19 protein-coding genes are annotated in these 21,319 nt (G+C 52.0%); 13 read left to right on the plus strand and 6 right to left on the minus strand.

From position 1 onward, the window contains the following. Positions 1-235: 235 nt before the first annotated feature. From KIH39_RS21035 to KIH39_RS21045, 3 genes are all read right to left on the minus strand, one after another. Positions 236-1,102, minus strand: a complete 867-nt coding sequence (locus KIH39_RS21035) for an acyl-CoA desaturase (protein ID WP_246539366.1) — start codon at positions 1,100-1,102, stop codon at positions 236-238. Positions 1,103-1,203: 101 nt separating this feature from the next. Beyond that, positions 1,204-1,401 carry a 30S ribosomal protein S21 gene (gene rpsU / locus KIH39_RS21040; RefSeq protein ID WP_213495189.1) on the minus strand — a complete coding sequence of 66 codons (198 nt, stop codon included), beginning with the start codon at positions 1,399-1,401 and terminating at the stop codon, positions 1,204-1,206. Between the two features lie 228 nt (positions 1,402-1,629). Further along, a complete protein-coding gene (locus KIH39_RS21045; RefSeq protein ID WP_213495190.1) occupies positions 1,630-2,004 on the minus strand; it encodes a hypothetical protein in 375 nt (124 codons plus the stop codon). Between the two features lie 602 nt (positions 2,005-2,606). On the opposite strand from KIH39_RS21045, the gene KIH39_RS21050 reads away from it, so the two are divergent. The 8 genes from KIH39_RS21050 to KIH39_RS21085 all read left to right on the plus strand — a co-directional run bounded on the left by KIH39_RS21050 (position 2,607) and on the right by KIH39_RS21085 (position 10,446). Continuing rightward, positions 2,607-2,960 (plus strand): carboxypeptidase-like regulatory domain-containing protein, encoded by a 354-nt coding sequence (locus KIH39_RS21050; RefSeq protein WP_213495191.1) that lies wholly within the window; start codon positions 2,607-2,609, stop codon positions 2,958-2,960. Between the two features lie 68 nt (positions 2,961-3,028). Then, positions 3,029-4,090, plus strand: a complete 1,062-nt coding sequence (locus tag KIH39_RS21055; protein ID WP_213495192.1) for a DUF1559 domain-containing protein — start codon at positions 3,029-3,031, stop codon at positions 4,088-4,090. A 423-nt stretch (positions 4,091-4,513) separates the two neighbouring features. Further along, positions 4,514-5,383: an STAS domain-containing protein gene (locus tag KIH39_RS21060; RefSeq protein WP_213495193.1), complete on the plus strand. Its 870-nt coding sequence runs from the start codon at positions 4,514-4,516 to the stop codon at positions 5,381-5,383. 32 nt (positions 5,384-5,415) lie between these two features. Continuing rightward, positions 5,416-5,784 (plus strand): STAS domain-containing protein, encoded by a 369-nt coding sequence (locus KIH39_RS21065; RefSeq protein WP_213500527.1) that lies wholly within the window; start codon positions 5,416-5,418, stop codon positions 5,782-5,784. Beyond that, a complete protein-coding gene (locus KIH39_RS21070) occupies positions 5,765-6,169 on the plus strand; it encodes an anti-sigma regulatory factor (RefSeq protein ID WP_213495194.1) in 405 nt (134 codons plus the stop codon). Before KIH39_RS21065 ends, KIH39_RS21070 begins: the two co-directional genes overlap by 20 nt. A 5-nt stretch (positions 6,170-6,174) precedes the next feature. After that, on the plus strand, positions 6,175-7,188 hold the full coding sequence (locus KIH39_RS21075) for an ATP-binding SpoIIE family protein phosphatase (protein ID WP_261352940.1): 1,014 nt from the start codon (positions 6,175-6,177) through the stop codon (positions 7,186-7,188). 13 nt (positions 7,189-7,201) lie between these two features. Next, positions 7,202-8,134, plus strand: a complete 933-nt coding sequence (locus tag KIH39_RS21080; RefSeq protein WP_390623716.1) for a sensor histidine kinase — start codon at positions 7,202-7,204, stop codon at positions 8,132-8,134. Beyond that, complete coding sequence (locus tag KIH39_RS21085; protein ID WP_213495197.1) at positions 8,134-10,446, plus strand: hybrid sensor histidine kinase/response regulator; 2,313 nt, start codon at positions 8,134-8,136, stop codon at positions 10,444-10,446. The genes KIH39_RS21080 and KIH39_RS21085 overlap by 1 nt, the downstream gene beginning before the upstream one ends. A gap of 86 nt (positions 10,447-10,532) precedes the next feature. Here the strand turns inward: KIH39_RS21085 and KIH39_RS21090 are convergent, their stop codons facing one another. After that, positions 10,533-10,781, minus strand: coding sequence for an acyl carrier protein (locus KIH39_RS21090; protein WP_213495198.1), 249 nt, complete (start codon positions 10,779-10,781; stop codon positions 10,533-10,535). A 488-nt stretch (positions 10,782-11,269) separates the two neighbouring features. On the opposite strand from KIH39_RS21090, the gene KIH39_RS21095 reads away from it, so the two are divergent. Then, the gene (locus KIH39_RS21095; protein ID WP_213495199.1) at positions 11,270-13,639 is read left to right on the plus strand and encodes a peroxidase family protein; all 2,370 of its coding nucleotides are present in this window, start codon (positions 11,270-11,272) and stop codon (positions 13,637-13,639) included. Positions 13,640-14,161: 522 nt separating this feature from the next. On the opposite strand, the gene KIH39_RS21100 is transcribed toward KIH39_RS21095, so the two are convergent. Next, positions 14,162-14,560, minus strand: a complete 399-nt coding sequence (locus KIH39_RS21100) for a VOC family protein (RefSeq protein ID WP_213495200.1) — start codon at positions 14,558-14,560, stop codon at positions 14,162-14,164. 95 nt (positions 14,561-14,655) lie between these two features. Between KIH39_RS21100 and mutS the strand changes: the two genes are divergently transcribed. From mutS to KIH39_RS21120, 4 genes are all read left to right on the plus strand, one after another. Further along, positions 14,656-17,178 carry a DNA mismatch repair protein MutS gene (gene mutS, locus KIH39_RS21105; RefSeq protein ID WP_213495201.1) on the plus strand — a complete coding sequence of 841 codons (2,523 nt, stop codon included), beginning with the start codon at positions 14,656-14,658 and terminating at the stop codon, positions 17,176-17,178. 76 nt (positions 17,179-17,254) lie between these two features. Further along, positions 17,255-19,057 (plus strand): DMP19 family protein, encoded by a 1,803-nt coding sequence (locus tag KIH39_RS21110; RefSeq protein WP_213495202.1) that lies wholly within the window; start codon positions 17,255-17,257, stop codon positions 19,055-19,057. Between the two features lie 214 nt (positions 19,058-19,271). Next, positions 19,272-19,646, plus strand: coding sequence for a helix-turn-helix domain-containing protein (locus KIH39_RS21115; protein ID WP_213495203.1), 375 nt, complete (start codon positions 19,272-19,274; stop codon positions 19,644-19,646). Positions 19,647-19,651: 5 nt separating this feature from the next. Then, complete coding sequence (locus tag KIH39_RS21120) at positions 19,652-20,236, plus strand: mobile mystery protein B (RefSeq protein ID WP_213495204.1); 585 nt, start codon at positions 19,652-19,654, stop codon at positions 20,234-20,236. A gap of 93 nt (positions 20,237-20,329) precedes the next feature. Here KIH39_RS21120 and KIH39_RS21125 read toward each other — a convergent pair whose 3' ends face one another. Beyond that, the gene (locus KIH39_RS21125) at positions 20,330-21,184 is read right to left on the minus strand and encodes a hypothetical protein (protein WP_213495205.1); all 855 of its coding nucleotides are present in this window, start codon (positions 21,182-21,184) and stop codon (positions 20,330-20,332) included. Positions 21,185-21,319: the final 135 nt, after the last annotated feature.

A 21,319-nucleotide genomic window follows, 5' to 3' on the forward strand; every position in this document is an offset into this window, starting at 1 on the left:
TTCGTGCGGTAGCGAGTCCCGCACACGGGTCGGGAATGCGAGTCCCCGATCCACTTTCTCATCAGTTCTCTCTTCAAGGGTGGACACGAGAGCCAAAAACTGGAGTGCGAGTTCCAGTTCAAAACTCTCGTGTCCTCACCTCGTTTCATCGAGAACGAAATAATTAAAGCCACCCGATTCAGATAGCTCTGAGTCGGGTGGCTTCTTTTATGGGCGAACGCTACTTTTTTGGTTGTCAGTTGGTCGTGGGAATCATCTTCTTGGCAGGCGGCTTGCGCAGATCCCAAACCAATCCGAAGACGTTCATCACTTTGAGTGTGTAATAGCTGATGTCGATTTCCCACCAGTAGAAGCCTTGATTGGCCGAGCTCATGTAGTGGTGGTGATTGTTGTGCCAGCCTTCGCCCAGGGTGACGATTGCCACCAGAGCGTTGTTGCGGCTCTGGTCGGTCGTGGCGAAGCGTCGGCTACCCCAGACGTGGCAGAGAGAATTCACCAGGAACGTACCGTGGTAAAGCACAACGGTGCTGATTACGAATCCCCAGACGAAGGCCGACCAGCCTGAACCCGAGGTGAAGTAACCGTAGAGATAACAGGCCACACCAAGCAAAAATGCCGGGATATAGTGGAATTTTTCGAGCAGCAGGATCTCGGGGTACTTCAGAAAATCCTTGACGCCGTGCAGGTCGACGTTGTCCTCGTTGCTGTCGAGAACCCAGCCCACATGCGACCACCAGAGGCCGTGTCGAATGGGAGAATGCGGATCGTTTTCCTGATCGGAATATTTGTGGTGATCGCGGTGATTGGCGGCCCACCAGAGCGGCCCTTTCTGCAGGGCGCTGGCGCCGATCCAGCCCATCATGAAGCCGACGAATCGATTCGTTTTATAAGCGCGGTGGCTGAAATACCGATGGTAACCAGCGGTGATCCCAAACATCCGAAGCACATACAAGCCGACGCAAAGTGCTACTACGTCCCAGGTGACAGGAACAAAGAAAACAGCAACAACGGCCAGGTGAAGAAGGATAAAGGGAACTTTGTTGATATTGCGGGCGAAAAAACCGGAAGGAAGGGTGGATTGAACGGCCATATTGTTGGCCATTCTTCCTAGTGTCGGTACGTTCAAACGTGGAACCTCGAAAAAATCGGCCTGCGGTAGCAACCAGCAGAAGCCTCAAACCTGAGCGAACTAAAATCAGCGCGTTAGACGGGGCCCCGAGTGCCTTTTTGAATATTGCGAAGTTTCCGCAATTCGGCGCGCCGACGGACTTCGCAAGGCTTTTCGTAATGCTCGTGCTTTCGAAGTTCCTTTTTCAAGCCACTCCGCTCAATCAATTTCTTGAACCGACGCAAAGCAGCCCCAATTGGCTCTCGATCATGAACGCGCATCCGAATCGACATAGTGCCTCACAAACGCAAAGTTCCCTCATCCCCATGAGGAGGGAAGTAAAAAACTAAGATACGGGTTAGATAGTATAGCACGCAAAATTCAAGCGTCTACAGCGCATTCCAACGCGCTAACGAATTTTTTTGTTTTTAACCCGTAACCTTATCCATCGGCATCCGAAAGGCACTCGGTTTACCCAAAAATCATAGGACACTTCCGAAAGGATCTCTCGCGGAATCTGATCAAATCATCCGACTTTGTTGCTCGAAGTAATAACGCAGAAATAGCACTAAAACACCACTAAAATACCAGAAGGAGCCGCCCAGCCAGAGCAGAAACGGCCGAAAAGTATCGTCCCAGTAGCGGATCGAGAAAACGGCACCCATTGCCAGCGGTATCAGCATGCCGATCAGGCCGACGATCAGACGAAGAATTCCGTCCTCAATTAGAAACATGGCTCCAAATAGGGCCAGGGCCACACCGAAAAGAGCCCGCCACATCAGGCTTTCACGGAATGCCAACAGACAAATCTGCGACATGCCGAGCACCAGAGGAATCGCCCCAATGGCAAAGAGCATCAGAGCAATAGCCAGCATTGCTGTCGGATGACTGGACATACTGAATTAACGTGTACCCCCGAGTTCTACTCCCACTCGTCCTTCGAAACCCCCAAATTTCGGGATACCTACCATTCTACAGTTCGAAATAACTCTCCGCCCGTGCAATACAGAGAGCTTCGATTCTTTTGGAAATTTTAGGTCGGATTCTGAGGGCTAGGCGATGTGGTCTCCCCGGGGTACTACTTCTCGGCGATTCCGGGGCTCGTATCGGAAGTCAAGTTGGTTCAGGACAATTCCGTACTGTCGTATCGGGTTGTCTTGAAGGTACGAAGGAGGACTTAAGTGTGGATCGCACCGTGAGCCATTAAGCGGAAGCAAATTAAGGATTTGGATATCTCAAAAAATATCTTGACATAAATTATGTACAAGTTAATATCACCAAATCTTCATCTTCGTAAAAAAAGAGCTCGGCAAAATTCTACTAAATGTAGTTGTGATTTTGCAGAAATTAGATTTTGTTTTAACTGTAATTTTTTCCGGGCACGGATTCAAGAAAGTATATGTCCCAAATACCCTTTCCTGTTTCGAAATACCGTCACTTAGTTATTATAATTTTGCTGGGTTCTCTTACCGGATGCAGCGCTCCGGATGATGGTCGAGTGGAAATCAAAGGGACCGTCCAGTTAAAAGGTAAGCCGATAGCCGATGGAGCGATGATTCAGTTCTTTCCGCAGGAAAATCAAAGTACTGAAGGTTTGGTTGCTACCAAAAATGGCGCCTTCACTCTGCCGAAATCGAATGGGCTCAAGCCCGGCAAATATAAAGTGACCGTGAGTCTGGGGGACGGAAAGACGGCTGTCAATCCTGTCGAAGGAGGGTCGCCGCCGGGTCCGGGTGGCGGAACGAACATTATTTCCAAAGAGCTCGTTCCTTCCGATTGGAACAAAAAATCCAAACAGACTGTAACGGTGACCAAGGAAGGCCCGAATAAATTCGACTTCGATATTCCCTGATGATTCCATTCAGGGCTTTTCGCACTCAAATTCTAGTTCTTTACTCGCACGAATCGAAGGAGATGAGTATGCGGTCTCACAATCGAAAAGGCTTTACATTAATTGAGCTATTGGTGGTTATTGCCATCATTGCCATCCTTATCGGCCTTCTGTTGCCCGCCGTGCAGAAAGTGCGCGAAGCCGCCGCACGTATGAAGTGCAGCAACAATATGAAGCAGATTGGTCTGGCGAATATGAATTACGAAAGCGCCTATGGTGCTTTTCTGCCGGGGATCAGCCGAAGTGGTTGTTGCTGGGGCACTTGGATGATACCCATTCTCCCCTACATGGAACAAACTAATCTCTTCAACATTTACGTCGGCTTTGGCGGTCAGGGTTATGCCACACTCGGCGCTTCGCCCCGTTATGCCAGTTCCCCGAACGATCAGGTCAGCACCCAAAGACTGAGCACCTTTACCTGTCCGAGCGACACCCCGCAGACCTGGGCCGGCGGCACACTTACCATGCATAACTACGCACTGAATGCCGGTAATACGAATCTCTACCAGACCAGCATGCCCTTTGGATGCTCGGGAGGCTCGACTGTCGGCGCTAATGGTTGTGTAACTTTCGGAGGCTCCCCCTTCGGATGGTACGAAGACCCGGCTGCATTGGCTTCCGGAGGTGATTCCTCCCCCTCCGATTACAACAATGGTAATCCCGCTAGCGGAGTCATGGGTAAACCGCGTGCGATCACATCCATCACGGATGGGACCAGCAATACCCTTTGCGTCAGCGAAATTATTCAAGGGCCCAGCAGTGGTGATATCCGCGGTTTTACCTGGTGGGGAGGGGCCGCCGGGGTCACCACTTACCAGACACCGAACAACGATAGCGCCCCGGACGTTATGACCGGTGGCGGTTGCGGCGGGGCCTCGATCACTGGATATGCAACTTCTCCCAAGATGCCCTGTACCACGACATCAACCTCCAGCTTGGCGCGGATGCAGCTGGCGCGCAGTAAGCACACCGGTGGGATCAATGCCGGTTTTTGCGATGGAAGCGTTCGCTTCGTCACCAATTCAATTGATGTGGCGACCTGGCGAGCGGCCGGTACTTCGCAAGGTGGCGAGACTCTGTCGATGCCCTAAATGAATGTGATAAATCGAATCCATTCAAAGATAGCTTCCGACGGAATTTGAAATAGTAGCGACGGGTGAACGCGGCTTCACCCGTTGGATCCTGAAGGCAACGCTCAGCTTCGGACCAATTATATTTATTAAATCGTCCATATCGTCCCATAAAATTCTAAATATGTAGGCGATATACCTTTCATTAATGCTAAACTCTTTAGTCTCAGGTTTTGCAGTAGAGAAGAATAAATTCTTATCACATCTTAAGATTTACTTTTTTATCCCGACTCCAAGTATACAATTTGAATCGTCCGATATTCCCGGAGGGAAATTCTGACCCGCGAAAGGTCTATTTTTTCCTCCGATTTCCGAGCTAATCCAACCGCTGAGATTTTGAAGTGGAATGACTTCCACCAGGCAGCAAGCAATAGGAATAGAAGTATGGCCTCATCCAAGTCCTCCGGGACTGTTCTTCTGGATATATTGAAGCATCGACACGAAAAGTTGTTGTCCGATTGGTGGGACGAATTGAAATCGCAGTCATCGATTTCAATTGCCCGCAATGGGGAAGAAGAATTGAAAGCCCAGATTGAGCGATTCATCGCGCTCATTCGACAATCGGCCGATGCGCAATCTCTCTCGAATTTGAATTCGGCAAACTGGCGCCCGCTGACCGAATATCTCCAGGAAATTTCCCGCTCGCGAGCTCAGCAGGGTTTTACCAGCGAGCAGACGGCTACTTTCATTTTTTCGCTAAAGAAACCCTTCTTCGAAGCCATCCGCCTGGAAACCGCGCATAGCCCCGAAAAAGCGGTCGCTGCGATGTGGGAGGTGACCGAGTTAATCGATCATCTGGGCTTATTGACCGTCGCCTATTTTCAGCAGAGCCGGGAAGAGGTCATTCGACGGCAGCAGGAAGAGCTGCTGGAGCTGTCGACTCCCGTGGTGAAACTCTGGGACGGTGTGCTCGCACTGCCAATGATCGGCACTCTGGACAGCGCCCGAACGCAAATTGTCATGGAATCGCTACTGCAGCGGATCGTTGAGACCGAATCCGAACTCGCCATCATCGACATCACCGGTGTGCCGACCGTCGACACGCTCGTTGCTCAGCATCTTCTGAAGACGGTTACTGCAATTCGTCTGATGGGGGCGGATTGCATTATTAGCGGGATTCGTCCGCAGATCGCGCAAACCATCGTTCATCTGGGCGTTGATCTCCAGGGAGTGACGACGAAGTCCAACCTGGCCGATGCCCTGGCGCTGGCCCTCAAACGAACCGGCTTTACCGTAGCGAGGAATCGGCCGTGAGCGAGGCTTCGACGCGAATACCCGTACTGCGAATGGGCGAATTCCTCCTCGTCACAATTCAAGTGGACATGCACGATCGCATGGCGCTTCAATTACAGGACGACTTGACGCGCCACATCGAGAAGACCGGTGCCCGGGGCGTTTTGATCGATATCTCGGCTTTGGAAATGGTCGATTCGTTCATCGGGCGAATGATTGCCAATATCTCCAGTATTTCGCAAATTCTGGATGCCCAGACAGTGATTGTCGGCATGCAGCCGGCCGTGGCGATTACCCTCGTCGAACTCGGCATGCAACTTGCGGGTGTAAAAACGGCTTTAACCGTCGAACGGGGTATGAAATGCCTGCGGGAAATGCGGGCCTCATCAGCGGGGGGAGAGCATGCCAGTCACGAAGAGTGACACCCTTCCCTTGATGTCGGAGCAGGATATCGTCCATACCCGACAACTTGTTCGCAAACTTGCGCTGGAACAGGGCTTTTCATTGGTCGATCAGACAAAACTGGTTACCGCCGCGAGCGAACTCGCTCGAAATACCGTCAAATATGGCGGCGGCGGACACGTATTCTGGGAATTGCTCACAGACGGCTCCCGGAAAGGAATTCGTCTGCGCTTTCAGGATGAGGGGCCGGGAATCGAAGATGTCTCTCTGGCGATGACCGAGGGATGGACTTCCGGCAACGGTATGGGATTGGGGCTTTCCGGCTCCAAGCGGCTGGTCAATGAATTCGATATTGATTCTGCTCCTGGCCGGGGAACGCGTGTGACCATCGCCCGCTGGAAATAATCGACATGCCGTCGCATCTGATTTTCCCGATAAACGAGAGCTCGCAGGTCGGGGAAGCGCGAAGAATGGCCAGCCGCATTGCGGAACAGGCCGGATTTGGAGAAAACGATCGCGGCAAAGTCGCTATTGTCGCCACGGAACTGGCGACGAATCTCGTCAAGCACGCGCGACAGGGCCGAATCTTGCTACGGTCTTTTAGATCCGCTGCCGAATCCATCGTGGAAATTCTGTCCATCGATTCCAATCCCGGGAAGGCGGATTTTGCCGCGTGTCTGGCAGATGGTTATTCGACTGCAGGCACGCCGGGCAATGGCCTGGGTGCAGTAAAGCGACTATCCCGGACCTTCGATTTTTATTCAGGCCCAGGCAATGGCACTGTCATTCTGTCCCAAATCGCCCCCGGAGAATTCAAGGACACGCAACCTTCAAGATCCCATTTCGAATGGTGTGCGCTAACGGTAGCCGCACCCGGAGAAACCGTTTGCGGAGACGCCTGCGGGGTCGAAGTGAGGGAGGGTCAGCTGCGCCTGATGATTGCCGATGGACTGGGACACGGACCCGGGGCGGCGGAAGCGTCGGAGAAAGCGTGTGATGTTTTTACCCAGATGAATTCGTTTACTCCGCGAGCATTGATCGAGCTTTCGCATCGTAGTTTGATGGGCACGCGTGGAGCTGCCCTGGCAGCGGCTTCGGCCGATGCGAATTCCCAGGATCTGGAGTTTGCCGGTGTCGGAAATATCTCAGCCAGCCTTCAGAGCCTGACCGGTTCGCGGGGACTGATGTCCTACAACGGCACTCTGGGAGCTCAGTTCCGCTCGGTCCGGCAGTTGACTTATCAATGGGCGAAAGATTCGATTCTGGTACTGCATTCCGATGGGATCAAGACACACTGGAGTTTAACCGATAATCCCGGACTGTTTCACTGTCATCCCGCCGTAATTGCCGCCGTGCTGTTGCGCGATCAGTGCCGGGGTCGAGACGACGCGTCGATCGTTGTGGTCCGCCGAAAGTCCGCTTGAGATTGAGATTATGATGTGGGATTCCCTTCCCCAACTCCCGAATGAAGAAATCGCAAACCTCGATCGCGAAGGTTTGATAGCCCGCTTGCGCGATCAATCGGAGCTCCTGAAATCGTTGACCACCGAGCTAGCGGAGACCAATCAGGGAGTGGTAGCGCTCTATGCCGAGTTGGAGGATCGCGCCGAGCAGTTGCGGGCGGCGTCGGATCTTAAGAGCCGATTTTTGTCCTACATGAGCCACGAGTTTCGCACGCCCCTCGGCGCCATTCTGAGCATCGCCCGCATCCTGCTGGATCGGATGGACGGCCCCCTGACCGACGAGCAGGAAAAGCAGGTATCCTTCATCAAATCCTCGGCCACCGAATTGACCGATATGGTCAACGATCTACTCGATCTGGCAAAAGTCGAAGCTGGTCGCATCGCCATTTCCCCGGCCTGGTTCGAGATGGTGGATCTGTTTGCCGCCCTGCGGGGCATGTTCAAACCGATTCTTTTCAAGGCCGATGTGTCGCTGATTTTCGAAGAGCCGCACGAGATTTCGCGGATCTATACCGACGACGTGAAACTCTCGCAAATTCTCCGAAATTTTATTTCCAACGCTCTGAAATTTACCAATCAGGGAGAGGTTCGGGTTATCACCCGTCCCGTCGAGAATGACTGCGTCGAATTTCAAGTCGCCGATAGCGGCATCGGTATCAGTGCGGAAAATCTATCTGCAATTTTTCACGACTGGGTTCAGCTGGATTCGCCCATGCAAAAGCGGCTGAGAGGCTCGGGGTTGGGCCTTTCGCTCAGTAAGCGATTTGCCGAAATGCTCGGCGGGCGCGTCGGTGTGACCAGTAAATTGGGGGTCGGCTCGGTCTTTTCGGTGATAATCCCACGCTGCCTGCCCGGACACCAGACCGAGGGGACGATGAGTTCTCTCGAACCGCGGGGAGGGACTTAATGAAGCCATCTGCGCAAGGGACGATTTTGATCGTCGATGATCAGGAAGTCAACCGTTATACCACTACCCGAATTCTTCGCGACGTCGGTTTTTCAACGCTCGAAGCTAAAAATGGCCAGGAAGGTCTGCGCCTGGCGGAGACGGGCCCCGATTTGATTCTTCTCGATGTCAACTTGCCGGATATCGATGGTTTTCAGGTTTGTCGAATCCTGAAATCGAATCCGAATACCGAACAGATTCCCGTCGTTCATGCTTCGGCGACATTTGTCAGCGACCGCGATAAAGCGCAAGGTCTCGATGATGGGGCGGACGGCTACCTGGTTCGACCGGTGGAAGCCTGCGTATTAGTGGCCACCGTTCGCTCCTGCATTCGGGCGCGCCGGGCCGAAGAGAAAATCAGCCAGCAGCAACGTCAGTTGCAAACGCTCGCGGACAACTGTCCCGATATTCTCACTCGATTCGACTTGGAGCACCGGCATATATTCGTCAGTGCGGCCATCGAACGCGCTACTGGTCGCGCCTCGTCCGAATTTTTGGGAAGGACCAATCGCGAACTCGGTCTGCCGGAAAATCTTTGCGACTTCTGGGAAGCGGCCATCCAGACGACGATTGATTCGCGCCAACCGCAATCGATCGAGTACAGCTTTCCCTCCCAACTCGGCCCGCGCCATTACATTTCGCGCCTTATTCCTGAGTTCAACCGGGAGGGTGATGTCGAATCGGTCCTTTCGGTTGTCACCGATATTACCGAACGCCGTGAAACCGAAGAAGTTTTGCGAATCACGGCCGAGCGGTTGCAGCTGGCCGCTGAAGCCGCCAATTTTGGAACCTACGATGTCGATTTGAGCACCGGTCAGGTTTACTGGTCCCCGCAAATGCGAGTGATCTTCGGCGTTGCACCCGAGGGGAATGTTGACGATTTTCTCCACAACGGCCCACCGGGAATTCATCCAGAAGATCGCGATCGATTTCTCGGAATGATCCGAACGCTGCAACGCTCCGAGTCTCTGCCGAGTTCGGAAATCGAATTTCGGCTGGTCAGTCCGGAAGGGGATATTCGCTGGGTTCTCCTGCTCGGTCGGAATTACTTTACCGAGGCCGGACCTCGACAACCGGTACGCATCTCCGGCGTCTCGTTCGATATTACGGATCGCAAAATCGTCGAAGAATCCTTGCGCGATGCCGATCGCCGCAAGAACGAGTTTCTGGCCATGCTGGCTCACGAGTTGCGAAATCCGCTGGCGCCGATTCGAAATGCCATGCAAATCCTTCGTCTGGCTCCCGAACGCGAGGCCCAGGAGCGAGCCCGCCAGATGGTCGACCGGCAATTGGGGCAACTCGTCCGGCTCGTGGACGATCTTCTGGATGTCAGCCGGATCAGCCAGGGGAAGTTGAAACTGCGCAAGGAGCGCATCGATCTGGCCAGTGTGCTGGCCAACGCCGTCGAAACCAGTCGGCCTCTGATCGAACAGATGGGGCACGAACTCCTCGTGACACTGCCCAATCCCTCGATTGAGATCGACGGCGATGCCACGCGGCTGGCGCAGGTCTTCATGAACCTGCTTAATAATGCTGCCAAGTATAGCGAACGGGGCAGTCGGATTTGGCTGTCGGCGCACGCCGAGGGGGCTGAAGCGGTGATAACCGTCCGCGATAACGGTATCGGCATCGCCGTGGATCAGCTGCCGCGCATCTTCGAACTTTTTGCTCAGGTCGATCGATCTCTGGAAAAATCCCAAGGGGGATTAGGGATCGGGCTGACGCTGGTGAAACAATTGGTCGAGTTGCACTCTGGCAAAGTGGAAGCAAAAAGTAGCGGCTCGGGCCAGGGATCGGAATTCAGTGTGCGACTTCCCATCCTGACTACCATCCAAGTTGCAAAGGTCGATGCGGCCAATCAGAACGGCGATATGAAAAAAACGTCTCTGCGCGTGCTGGTGGTGGACGACAATCGGGACGGCGCCGACAGTCTGGCCATGATGTTGAGACTGATGGGAAATGAAACGCGCACCGCTTACGATGGGGAAGAAGCGCTGGCCTTGGCCTCGCGCTTTCTTCCCGATGCGATTCTCCTGGATCTCGGCTTGCCCAAAGTCAACGGCTACGATGTTTGCCGCCGGATTCGGGAACTATCCGGAAATCGCCGTCCGTTAATTATTGCCCAAACCGGCTGGGGTCAGAACGAAGATCGCTTACGCACCGCCCAGGCGGGCTTCGATGAACATATGATCAAACCGATCAATCCCGAAGCCGTGTTGCAAATGCTCCGGAAACTCGAAAATCGGATGGGAAAGGTTTCAGTACGCGGTTGATTTTATTCGCAGAGACGTTTTGTATCCTGGGTGTTCCCAGAGGCGGATATCTGAAGTCCTTTCGGAGCGAACGGAAAGCCCGCTGCCTAATTGGCCCCCAGATCTTCCACAAATCTCGATGATGGGTACACCCGCTCATAATCCACGGCCAATGACTCCGAGATCATTCGACGCACCTTCAAAGCGATCTCCGGGTTCGTTCCCGGCCGACAGTTAGCCATAAATTCTTCATCCGAAATCGGTGGAAATTTTTCGCGAAACTTGGCCCGGGAACGGTGTTCACAGATCGTTATAAGTGCAATAAATGCAGTCAGAAAAATAAGAAATCCTGGCATGGCAAAATCTCTATGCTAAGGGTTTCAGTCGGGCGCTAAAAACATTTTGCTCCAAGTTCATTTCTGGTAGCCATGTTATTTTATTTTAAATGCCATTGCTTAAAAAAGAAGGCATCTTCTCGTTCATATCTCGTTCTTTTTTTAAAAAATCATCGCAAATTTTCTGCTTAATCTGGGCTTCAGGTAAGTGATCTACCATTGGTGCAATGAGAGTTTTTTAAGAACTCCAATGCCATATCTGAGATCGGTTTTTCTTCATTCGATTGACTCTCGAGTTCCGGTCACTCTCCGGCGCTCGTTGCAGATCAGAAAGGAGGCTGCGCGGAGGCTCCGTAGCTGAGGTACTCGCGTTCTCAGCCGTTAGAAACGTTTTTAATACGAATTCCAGACTCGCAGGCTGGCGTTTTTTAACTTTGAGATCTCGCGACAGAAATTATGTCCGGATCGGACCAAGTGTCATTTCCCATATCCAGGCGAGGTAGGAATCCATGAATCTTTCACATGTCATTCTCGGTAGATCGAATCGTAAAAAAGCTGCTCGTCCTATTCGAAAATCCAAAACGATCCTGAAGTTCGAGACTCTCGAAGATCGGCTGCAACCCTCAGTCAGCGTGTTTCGGCCCATCACCGAGGTCGGCAACAATGTCGCCAACCCGACTTGGGGTGTTGCGGGAACCGATTTAATTCGGCTCACGGCCGCCGCCTATTCCAACGGGATCAATTCGCCTTCCTTACCCCAGGACCAAAGCGCCCGGGCCATCAGCGACATCCTTAATAGCCAGGCCGATCCGAACAATACGGCGTTAGACAGCCAGACGGTCAATCAGCAATCCTTGTCGGATTTTGTCTATAGCTTTGGTCAATTCATGGATCACGACATGGATCTGACTCTCGATAATGGGGCTTCCGATCCGATTGCCGTACCCGTGGGAGATCCGATCGGCGGTTCGACCGATGCTTCCCTGGCGTTCAATCTGTCGAATGTCGATCCTGCCACCGGAACGAGTACCAAAAATCCCGCGCAGGATATCACTTCCATCACGGCTTATCTGGATCTGTCGCAAATTTACGGCTCCGATCTGGCAACCGATAATGCTTTGCGAACTTTCTCGGGCGGGCAGATGAAAACCAGCACCGGCGGTCTGCCACCGCTGGATAATCTGACGTACTTCACGGCCACCCAGTTGGCCCAGATCAATGCGTCTGTTGGCGGAATGGCGAACGATGGTCCCCTTCCCGAGTCGGATCTCTATGTCACGGGGGATACCCGGGGCAACGAAAACGTGGAGTTGACCGTTCTCCAGACTTTGTTCCTGGACAATCACAATAAGATCGCCAGTGAATTGCAGAAAATGAATCCGACCTGGAGCGATGAGCAGATTTTCCAGGAAGCCAGAAAATTAAACATCGCGGAATATCAGGCGATCGTTTACAACGAATGGATACCCGATGTCCTCGGAGCGAATGCCCTACCCGCTTATAAGGGCTATAATCCGAGCGTTAACCCCAGCATTTCCAACGAATTTTCTACGGTTGCCTTTCGCTTCGGTCATAGCTTGCTGAGTGGCAATGTGGAACGACAAGGCAACGACGGTCAGGCCGTGGCGGACAGTGTTCCTTTGTCCGAGGATTTTTTTGATTCAAGCATTCTCAATGGGGAAGGCCAGGCCTCCACGACCGATCCTGTGACGGGATTGGCAACAACCGATATTGGTGCAGTATTGAAAGGCGATGCGGATGGGGATGCCCAGGCTGAAGACCCGCAGGTTATCAATGAAGTCCGCGATCTGCTTTTCAATGAAGTGATTCCGGGTGTAGGCGGTGGTCAGGATCTCATCGCACTGGATATTCAAAGAGGTCGAGTTAATGGCATCGGTTCTTATAACCAGGTGCGCGAAGGATTAGGGCTTCCGGCCGTTACAAGTTTTGCTCAAATAACCAGCAACGTTACAGTTCAGCAGGAATTGCAGCAAGCTTACGGCAATGTGAATAATATCGATGCCTTCGAAGGCGGCCTGGCGGAAGATCCGGTTCCTGGCTCGGATGTCGGCCCCTTGTTCCAGAAGATCATGGTCAATCAGTTTGAGCGCTTGCGAGATGGGGACCGCTTCTTTTATCTGAACGAAACTTTTACCCCTCAGGAATTTCAGATTTTCGAGCAGGGCAACACCCTATCCAAGGTGATTGAAAATAACACGGACATTACCAATCTTCAAAGCGACGTGTTTATCTTCCAGGCTTCAATCAGCGGCACAGTACACGGTTCCAGCCCCAATCACGCGGGCGTTCCCGGTATCACCGTTCAACTCGAAGATACCAGCGGCGATATCCTGGCAACGACTAAAACCGGACCCGGTGGACACTACAGCTTTAATCAGCTGAGTGGTCCCGCAGCCGATCCCTCGAATGCTTCGGGCGTTTCCGGTACGGGTTATTATCAAATCGTGCTTTCGCTGCCGACCGGTGTCAAGCAGGTGACCCAGAGTCCAGCGGCCGTCTTGATTTCAGTGAGTGGAACGAACATAACCAGTGTGGATTTTGGCATCAATATCCCAGCCCCACCCCCGCCTCCGCCCGCCGGACACGGTGGTCCGATGGGGCAATCGGGTCCTGGCATGCTGCCGAATATTCTTCAATCCCCGCCAGCATCGACTTCCGTAACTAACGCTTCCTCCTCGAGTATAACTAGCGCAGCGCCCGTTGTGAAATCGAATCTATCGACCCCCCTGGATTTCAATTCACTCATGCAGGGAACTCGAGTTTCGAATTCGATTCTTGAACAAAAATCGGAAATGCGGGTTTATAAATCTACCCAGGTTTCGAATTTGGCTTCCGGGTTGTTCGTCACCGGGTTGTGATTCGGCCCCGGGTCATGATCATAACCCCGGGTGTTTTAAATTCCCCGGGTATGACCCGGGTGTTTTAGCATCCCCGGGTCATACCCGGGTCTAAGATCTGGAACCCCTCCGGGGTTCCATTTTTATGATGCCGCGGAGGGGCATCAGAGATCAGCACCGGGTGAGCGTAGCGACACCCGGTGAAATAGGGTGAATGGAAAATGGGTAACGAAACCCGGGTGTTTTAGCATCCCCGGGTCATACCCGGGTCTAAGATCTGGAACCCCTCCGGGGTACGATTTTTATGATGCCCCGGAGGGGTTTCAGAGATCAGCACCGGGTGAGCGTAGCGACACCCGGTGAAATAGGGTGAATGGAAAATGGGTAACGAACCCCGGGTGTTTTAGCATCCCCGGGTCTTCGATCTGGAACCCCTCCGGGGTTCCATTTTTATGATGCCGCGGAGGGGCATCAGAGATCAGCACCGGGTGAGCGTAGCGACACCCGGTATATATTCATAAATACGTCAATCACCGATTTATTTCACACCAAGAACCGGCCATCCGTAGCGGGCTCGTACGGCCGGTCCCATTGCAATACTTCGATTCGATTCCCGTCCGGGTCGCGAATAAAAAATCGGTCGGCGCCGGGGATCTTCACCGTTTCATCCACGGGAATGCCTTGTTCCCGACAGTGCTGACGGGCGGCCATTATATCCTTCACGTGCAGGCAGAAGTGTCGCGAACTGATCGAATCCGGCTGAGGCTTCAAGAGTAGATGAAGGTATGTGCCGCCTAGATCGTACCAGACCACCACGAAATCGAAGGTTCGCGGCGGCGCGATCTCGCGCAGTCCCAATTTTTCGCCGTAGAACTCTCGCGACCGGCCCACATCGGTGATCAACACCGAACAGTGATCGATGTGTGTAACGGGAAAAGCCATGGGGGAATTATAGCCGGTCCACGGCGGTCTGCAAAATGCCTATCATAGTCTCTTGCGGAAAACCCCCGTGAAAAGACTACTTGGAAGGCTCGTTGATGTCGCTGACCCCGATGATGCAGCAGTACCAAGATGCCAAGACCCGGCATCCGGGAATGATTGTCCTGTTTCGCAATGGCGATTTTTACGAACTTTTCGAAGACGATGCCGAGCTGGGCTCCAAGCTACTGGGCTTGACGCTCACCAAGCGCGACAAGCATATTCCCATGGCCGGTTTTCCGCATCCGCAACTCGAGCGGTATGTCGGCAAGTTCATTCAAGCCGGGCATCGCGTCGCGGTGTGCGAACAGGTCGAACAGCCGGACGCCAAGACTAAGCTGATTCGCCGGGAAGTGACCCGGGTGATTACCCCGGGCACGGTCACCGAGGAAGAACTGCTCGATCCACGTCAGCCCAATTATCTGTTGGCCATTCATTACAGCAAATCGGACATTGGCTTGGCCTGGGTCGATCTGTCGACTGGCTCGTTCTGGGCTTGCGACTCCACACCGGAAGGTTTTGCGGACGATATCACTCGAATTAATTCGGCCGAGTGCCTGATCTCCGACAGCACCGCGGAAAAACTTCCTGAGGAGCTGCAGCGAATTCTGCCGCGCACTCGCAGCCGACGACCCGATTGGACCTTTGATTCCTCGACGGCCGTGGATGCTCTGAAAAAGCATTTTGCGGTGAAAAGTTTCGCCGGTTTCGGCTTCTCGAACGATCAAGCGGGTCTGGTGGCGGCCGGGGCGATCATCTTCTATCTGCAGGAGATGCTGAAGGCCAGCCTGGGTCATGTCCGCAAGATTGAGCCCTTCTTCAGCAAGGGCTATCTGATGCTGGACGAGGTGACGCGCCGAAGTCTGGAACTGACTCGCACTATGCGTGACGGCCAGCGTGACGGCTCTTTGTTGAGCATCATCGATCGCACAGTCACACCCATGGGAGCCCGCTTTCTGCACGATGCGATCCTCGCCCCGCTAAATAATATCGAACATATCAACGCCCGACTCGATGGCGTGCAGGAACTACTGTCTGAGTTTGCCTTGCGAGGCGAGTTGCGTTTGCTGCTCGATGCGACCTCCGACCTGCAGCGATTGACCGCACGCATCAGTACTCGCAGGGCCAATCCCAAGGATTTGGCCGCCGTGCAACGGACCTTGCGGCAACTCCCCAAGTTGAAAGCTCGGCTGGCCGGTCGCAAATCGGCCTTGCTGAGTGAATTGGAAGGCCGGCTGGAACTTTGCCACGAATTACGCGAGGCCATTGACTCGACGCTGACCGATGATCCCCCTTTCAACCCCTCCGACGGCGGGGTTATTCGCACCGGCTGTAACACGCAGCTCGACGAATTGCGAAGTCTGGCCAGTGAAGGCAAAAATTGGATCGCCCGCTACCAGGCGCAAGAAATCACGCGTTCCGGCATCAACAGTCTGAAGGTCGGCTACAACTCGGTGTTCGGCTATTACATCGAGATCACGAATATTCATACCGCCAAGGTGCCGGCCGATTACATTCGCAAGCAGACGCTGAAAAATGCGGAGCGCTATATCACGCCGGAGTTGAAGGAATACGAAGAAAAAGTTCTGACGGCCGAGGAACGCGCCCTGGCTCTGGAACAGGAATTGTTTGCGGCTTTACGGGAGCAGGCTGCGACGGAAATTCCGCGTTTGTTGAACACCGCCGAAGTTTTGGCTCGTCTCGATTTTCTGGCCGGGCTAGCGGAACTGGCCAGCGAGCGCGGCTATATCCGGCCGATTCTCACCGAAGAGCCGATTCTGGAAATCATCGATGGGCGCCATCCCGTGCTCGATCAAACTCTGCCGCCGGGAACGTTCGTGCCTAACGATGCCGCTTTGCACCCGGCCGAGAGCCGCTTCTGGCTGATTACCGGGCCGAATATGTCGGGTAAGAGCACGTTCATTCGCCAGGTCGCGCTGTTGACATTACTGGCTCATGTGGGCAGTTATGTCCCGGCCAAGTACGCGCTGGTAGGACGGACGGATCGGATATTTACTCGAGTTGGCGCCGCCGATGAGCTGAACCGCGGCCTGAGTACCTTCATGGTTGAGATGACCGAAGCGGCCAACATTCTGAATAACGCCACGCCGAACAGTCTGGTGATTCTCGATGAAATCGGTCGGGGTACGAGTACCTATGATGGCGTTTCGCTGGCCTGGGCCATTACCGAACATCTGCACGATTACGTCGGTTGTCGGACGCTGTTCGCAACCCATTATCACGAATTGGCTCAGTTATCCGAAACGCTGACAGCCCTGAAGAATTATCACGTGCAGGTGACCGAAGATCATCGGGAGATTGTGTTTCTGCACAAGATATCGCCCGGCTTCGCGGAGCGGAGCTATGGCATTCACGTGGCCAAGCTGGCCGGGGTGCCGGAGTCGGTTTTGAAGCGGGCCGAAGGCATTCTGACCGAACTCGAGTCGCGTCATGCATTACCGGAAGCGCAGCGGCCGAAGCTGACGGTGCCGCCGGAGAAGATGAAAAAGCTGAAGCGGGAGCGGGTGATCACCGGCCCGACTCTGTTTACGTGGGACGAGGGACCCGAGGAAACAAAATAGTACTGTGGTACGTTCTAAAACGAATTGGAATTGTCAACAGTTAATCAGCTCAAAAATTTTCTAAATAGGTAAAACTATGAGTAGATCTGCCCGGGTAGGACAAGCTCTATTTTTCATCATTTTTGCGATCATATTAACGCATCAAACTTCAATTATAATTTCGCGAATTCGGCATGGAGGCTCTTTCGCGTTCTGGGCGCGTGATATCTGCTTTGCTGGGGGATTTTTGTCTTATTTTGTCTTTTTATACAAGGGTGATTTGAGCTTTAAGCCGTATATGTTTTGGGTGTCCTTGATCTACGGAGCTATATGTCTGAAAGAGGCATTTGATATCTTCAAGACCGTGCAACCTGTTGAAGATATTCCGCTTCAACAGCGAGCCAAACTGGTGGCGTTTGTTAGCATTCTTTTGGGATTGTTCTACATATCCGCAGCGTTGTTATTTAAGTACTTAAAATCGATAATTGCATTTTTGAATCATCAAGAGCGAGTGTCGACCACCGGAACAGGAGGCTTTGTCGATTGGATACTGAATCCGGGATGGCGAAGGTCCCTAGAAGAGAATACCGCACCTAAAGAATTGAATGAAACGCAGTGTCGGCAGCTCGTTCAGCGGCTTGTATCGGAAAATTACGATGATGGAGTCCGCTATGCCTTGCGGCACGCAGGTCCGGCGAAAATTCTACCATTAGTCGAGGCACTTCAAAACGATCAATGTCTAAGGCCTTATGACAATGCTAAATCGGCCCACTTTGGGACGACTCCCTATGAGCAAATACTCAATCAGCTGAATGAATCTTACCCAGAAGAGTCGTTACCGATCGTGTTACGCCATGCCGAGTCTGAAGACATCAATATCAGAAAAGCCTCTATCAGCTATCTAGCGGGAATAAGCTCTCCGGAGTGCTTGCCTGCTCTGAAAAAAGCCTTGGAGCGGGCCGATAAAGAAATTCTCTCCGGTTTGCTATGGGGCTTGATACATCATCTGTCTTCAAAAAGTCCTCAACAGATTCAGCAGCTATCACAAGAATTGTACGATCCGATTCTTCAGTTATTGAAGCAGAATGAGGAACGAGATTTAGAAGAGCCTTTAGCCAAATCTCTGCTATCTCTTGATCGTTCTAAAGCCCAAAAAGATATGACAGACCCCAATATTTTGAAGCTGGATCGTCCACAACTCTTTCGAATTCTGGAAGCTTTGAACAAATTCGAGATCGCGATCCCAGAAACTGAGTGTTTGAAGATATTGCAAGCCGTTTTCTCAGAGAGAGAAGACTATCCCAATAGCTATATTTACTCCCAAATTGTCATCGCATTAGCTCGAATCAAATCGCCAAAAGCTCAAGCTTTGATCGAGGAATCATTTGCTAATATCACGGATAAAATGATTCGCGAATCCCTCTGTGAAGCGAAATTGTTACTAAACGACATCTCCGATCCTTACAAAGTCGTTTTCCGGAAAGAAGAAAAAATCGGTTTTAAGGGACTTTCAGCACCTCAAAGAGCAATCTATACCACCTATTTTTTGAAAGCGGAAGTCGATAATGGGGGGTTCAGCCAATACTTGGTCAATTCTTCTGGAGATCATTTTCGAGAGGCCTTGGATGGTTGTCGAGCAATAGGCGATCTTAAAGCGGTTGCCCTGCTTACCGAAATCAGCAAGTATTTCGGTTCCGATGGTCCCTCCGATAATCATGATCGTCGACACGATCAGTTATCCAAAATTTATACCTCCCATGAAGATGATTTTTCTCGTCTGGACTCGGAATATTACGCATCGGATGCGGAGCGTACCGTACTGTGGATGGAGTATATCCTTCAGAACAAGTCCGATTTCATTAAAGAAAAAACTTCTCAAGGCGAACAGAAAGACTCCTAATTCAAGTGAAATCGTGTTACACATTGCCGGAAGCAAAATGGCTCAAACTTAAGCCGGTGATCACCGGCCCGACTCTGTTTACGTGGGACGAGGGAGAGTCGGAGAAGGGGTGAGCTGATGGATAATCGCTTTTCGAAAAAAGTCTCATCTGTGAGACTTTTTTAGTTGAACTTCTTATCATTCTCTGGGATTATGAGAGATAGGAGGCAAGCCCATGACAGTGGCAGTTTTCGATCTGAATTCCCGGCGAAAAGCGTTAAAAATGCCGGTGGATATACTCGTGAAACGCTCCGGTGTGCCACGACCGACGGTTTTCCGCATACTTCGGGGGAATACGGACAAGGTGCGCTTTGGGTATGTTCAAAGGGTCGCGGAAGTCCTCGGGTTAGGATTCGGACAGCCCGCTTTGGATCCGGAAGAACTTCGGCGGCAGGAAGCAAAACGGAAAGCTCGTTTGCTGCGTCGGCTTACTCAGGGCACTATGGGGCTCGAAGCGCAGGCAGTATCGGATGAAGTGCTGAGCGAATTGGAAGAAATGACGATTGCAAAATTACTGGCTGGTAAAGGCCGCAAGCTCTGGAGCGATTGACGCTTATGACCTGGAAGTCGATCCCCGGTGAAACTCCGATTGATCCATCCGGTTTACGCAGTAAGAGTATCCGCACGAGAAAGCAACTCAACGAGGCTGAAGGTCGAAATATCGCCCAGCCTATTTTCAAATATTTGATCGGGGAATTGAAACCTGAAATGGCTCCTTTCGACCTGACATGGACTCTGGCTCTTCATGAAGAAATGTTCGGAAAGGTTTGGGAGTGGGCCGGCCAAACTCGCAAAATCGATCTGAATATGGGTGTCTCCTGGCACCAAGTTGAAACGCAGCTTTACGACTTGCTGCAGAGAATTCCATTTTGGAGCGATAAATCATTAGTCGAACAAGCAGCTCGAATTCATCACGGAGCGGTAGCAATCCATCCGTTCTTGAATGGTAACGGTCGCTGGTCGCGAATGCTTGCCAACATCTGGCTTAAACTTAACCACTCTAAAGTGACGGTTTGGCCTGAGCAAGCGGTGGGCGAAGTCAGTATCATCCGTGAGGAGTATCTACAAGCCATTCGAGCTGCAGATAGCCTGGATTTCAATCCACTAATTCAATTACACGAAAAGTATTCGGAATTATAATTTTGAGTATTCAGCAAAAAAAAATCTGATTTCATGTTATGTAACAAATGATAATCCATCAGTTGACTGAATGATAAAAACTTGGAGTGGAAGTCACTTCCCCTCTTTCAACAGCGGTTCGTCCAGCTTCCACCGCTTCTTGAATTCATTTTTTAAGAACTCCAAACCCGCTATCTCCGGTTCTTCCGAGTCGGGCTGGGATTTTCCAAGCATTGAAATGGGACGCACAGCGGTTGGCTCTTTCATAGACACCGTTTGAATGGGTACAGATGACTTTTCGACCTTAGCCGGTTCGGGATCCTTCTTTACATCAGCTATCAAAGCCGCGAAATAAAGAGGATCCTTCTCCAGAATTTGCGTCGCGAATTTTCGAGCCTCCGCCGGGCGGTTGGCCTTGGCGGCTAATTCGTAACTCTTGCGCAGAATCAGCAAATGCTTCCGAGTCGGATCTTTCTCGGCATTCAGCTGAGGAATCAATTCCGCAAGGATCGCATGCTCCGCCGCTATATGACAAACCACCACCGACTCCACGGCCGGGAAATATTCCACTTTGTCCAAATTGTCTTCGAGTTTGGAAAGCAGTGTCTCCCTCAAGACTTTCGCGATATCCGGAAAAGTTTCAATTTTGTAGGTTTGAATTACTAAATCCGTTGGTTTGGCTTTCTGTAATAAAGTTGGATCGGGTAATTGCAGATTCGCGACATCTACTTTGGGTATCTGGATTTCTATTTCGGATTTTTCGAGCCCCTTGATTTCGAAAGAATCAAGCTTCCTCGCTTCATCCTTCATCTCTTTCCAGCTCACATCACGATAGATGCCGATTTTTTTCTCTACCGGGACCTCAGGAGTGACTTGAGCCAACTCTTTTAAAGGTCTGGTTCGCATTCCCCAATAACTCAACAACCCCACACCGGCGAAAACCAGAAGAAATAAAGCAATCCTTCGCATGGCGATGCTCCTGAGAGAATAAATCGTACTTCAGGGTACCCAGTCTGTTTTTTTTCGCCAAGGTCAACTTCCGCGACAATTTCGATTCAATAGACCTCCGGCAGGCCCAAAAAGAACTCGTACTCTCCGCCGGTT

It is taken from the genome of Telmatocola sphagniphila (genome assembly GCF_018398935.1).
GTDB classification, from domain to species: domain Bacteria; phylum Planctomycetota; class Planctomycetia; order Gemmatales; family Gemmataceae; genus Telmatocola; species Telmatocola sphagniphila.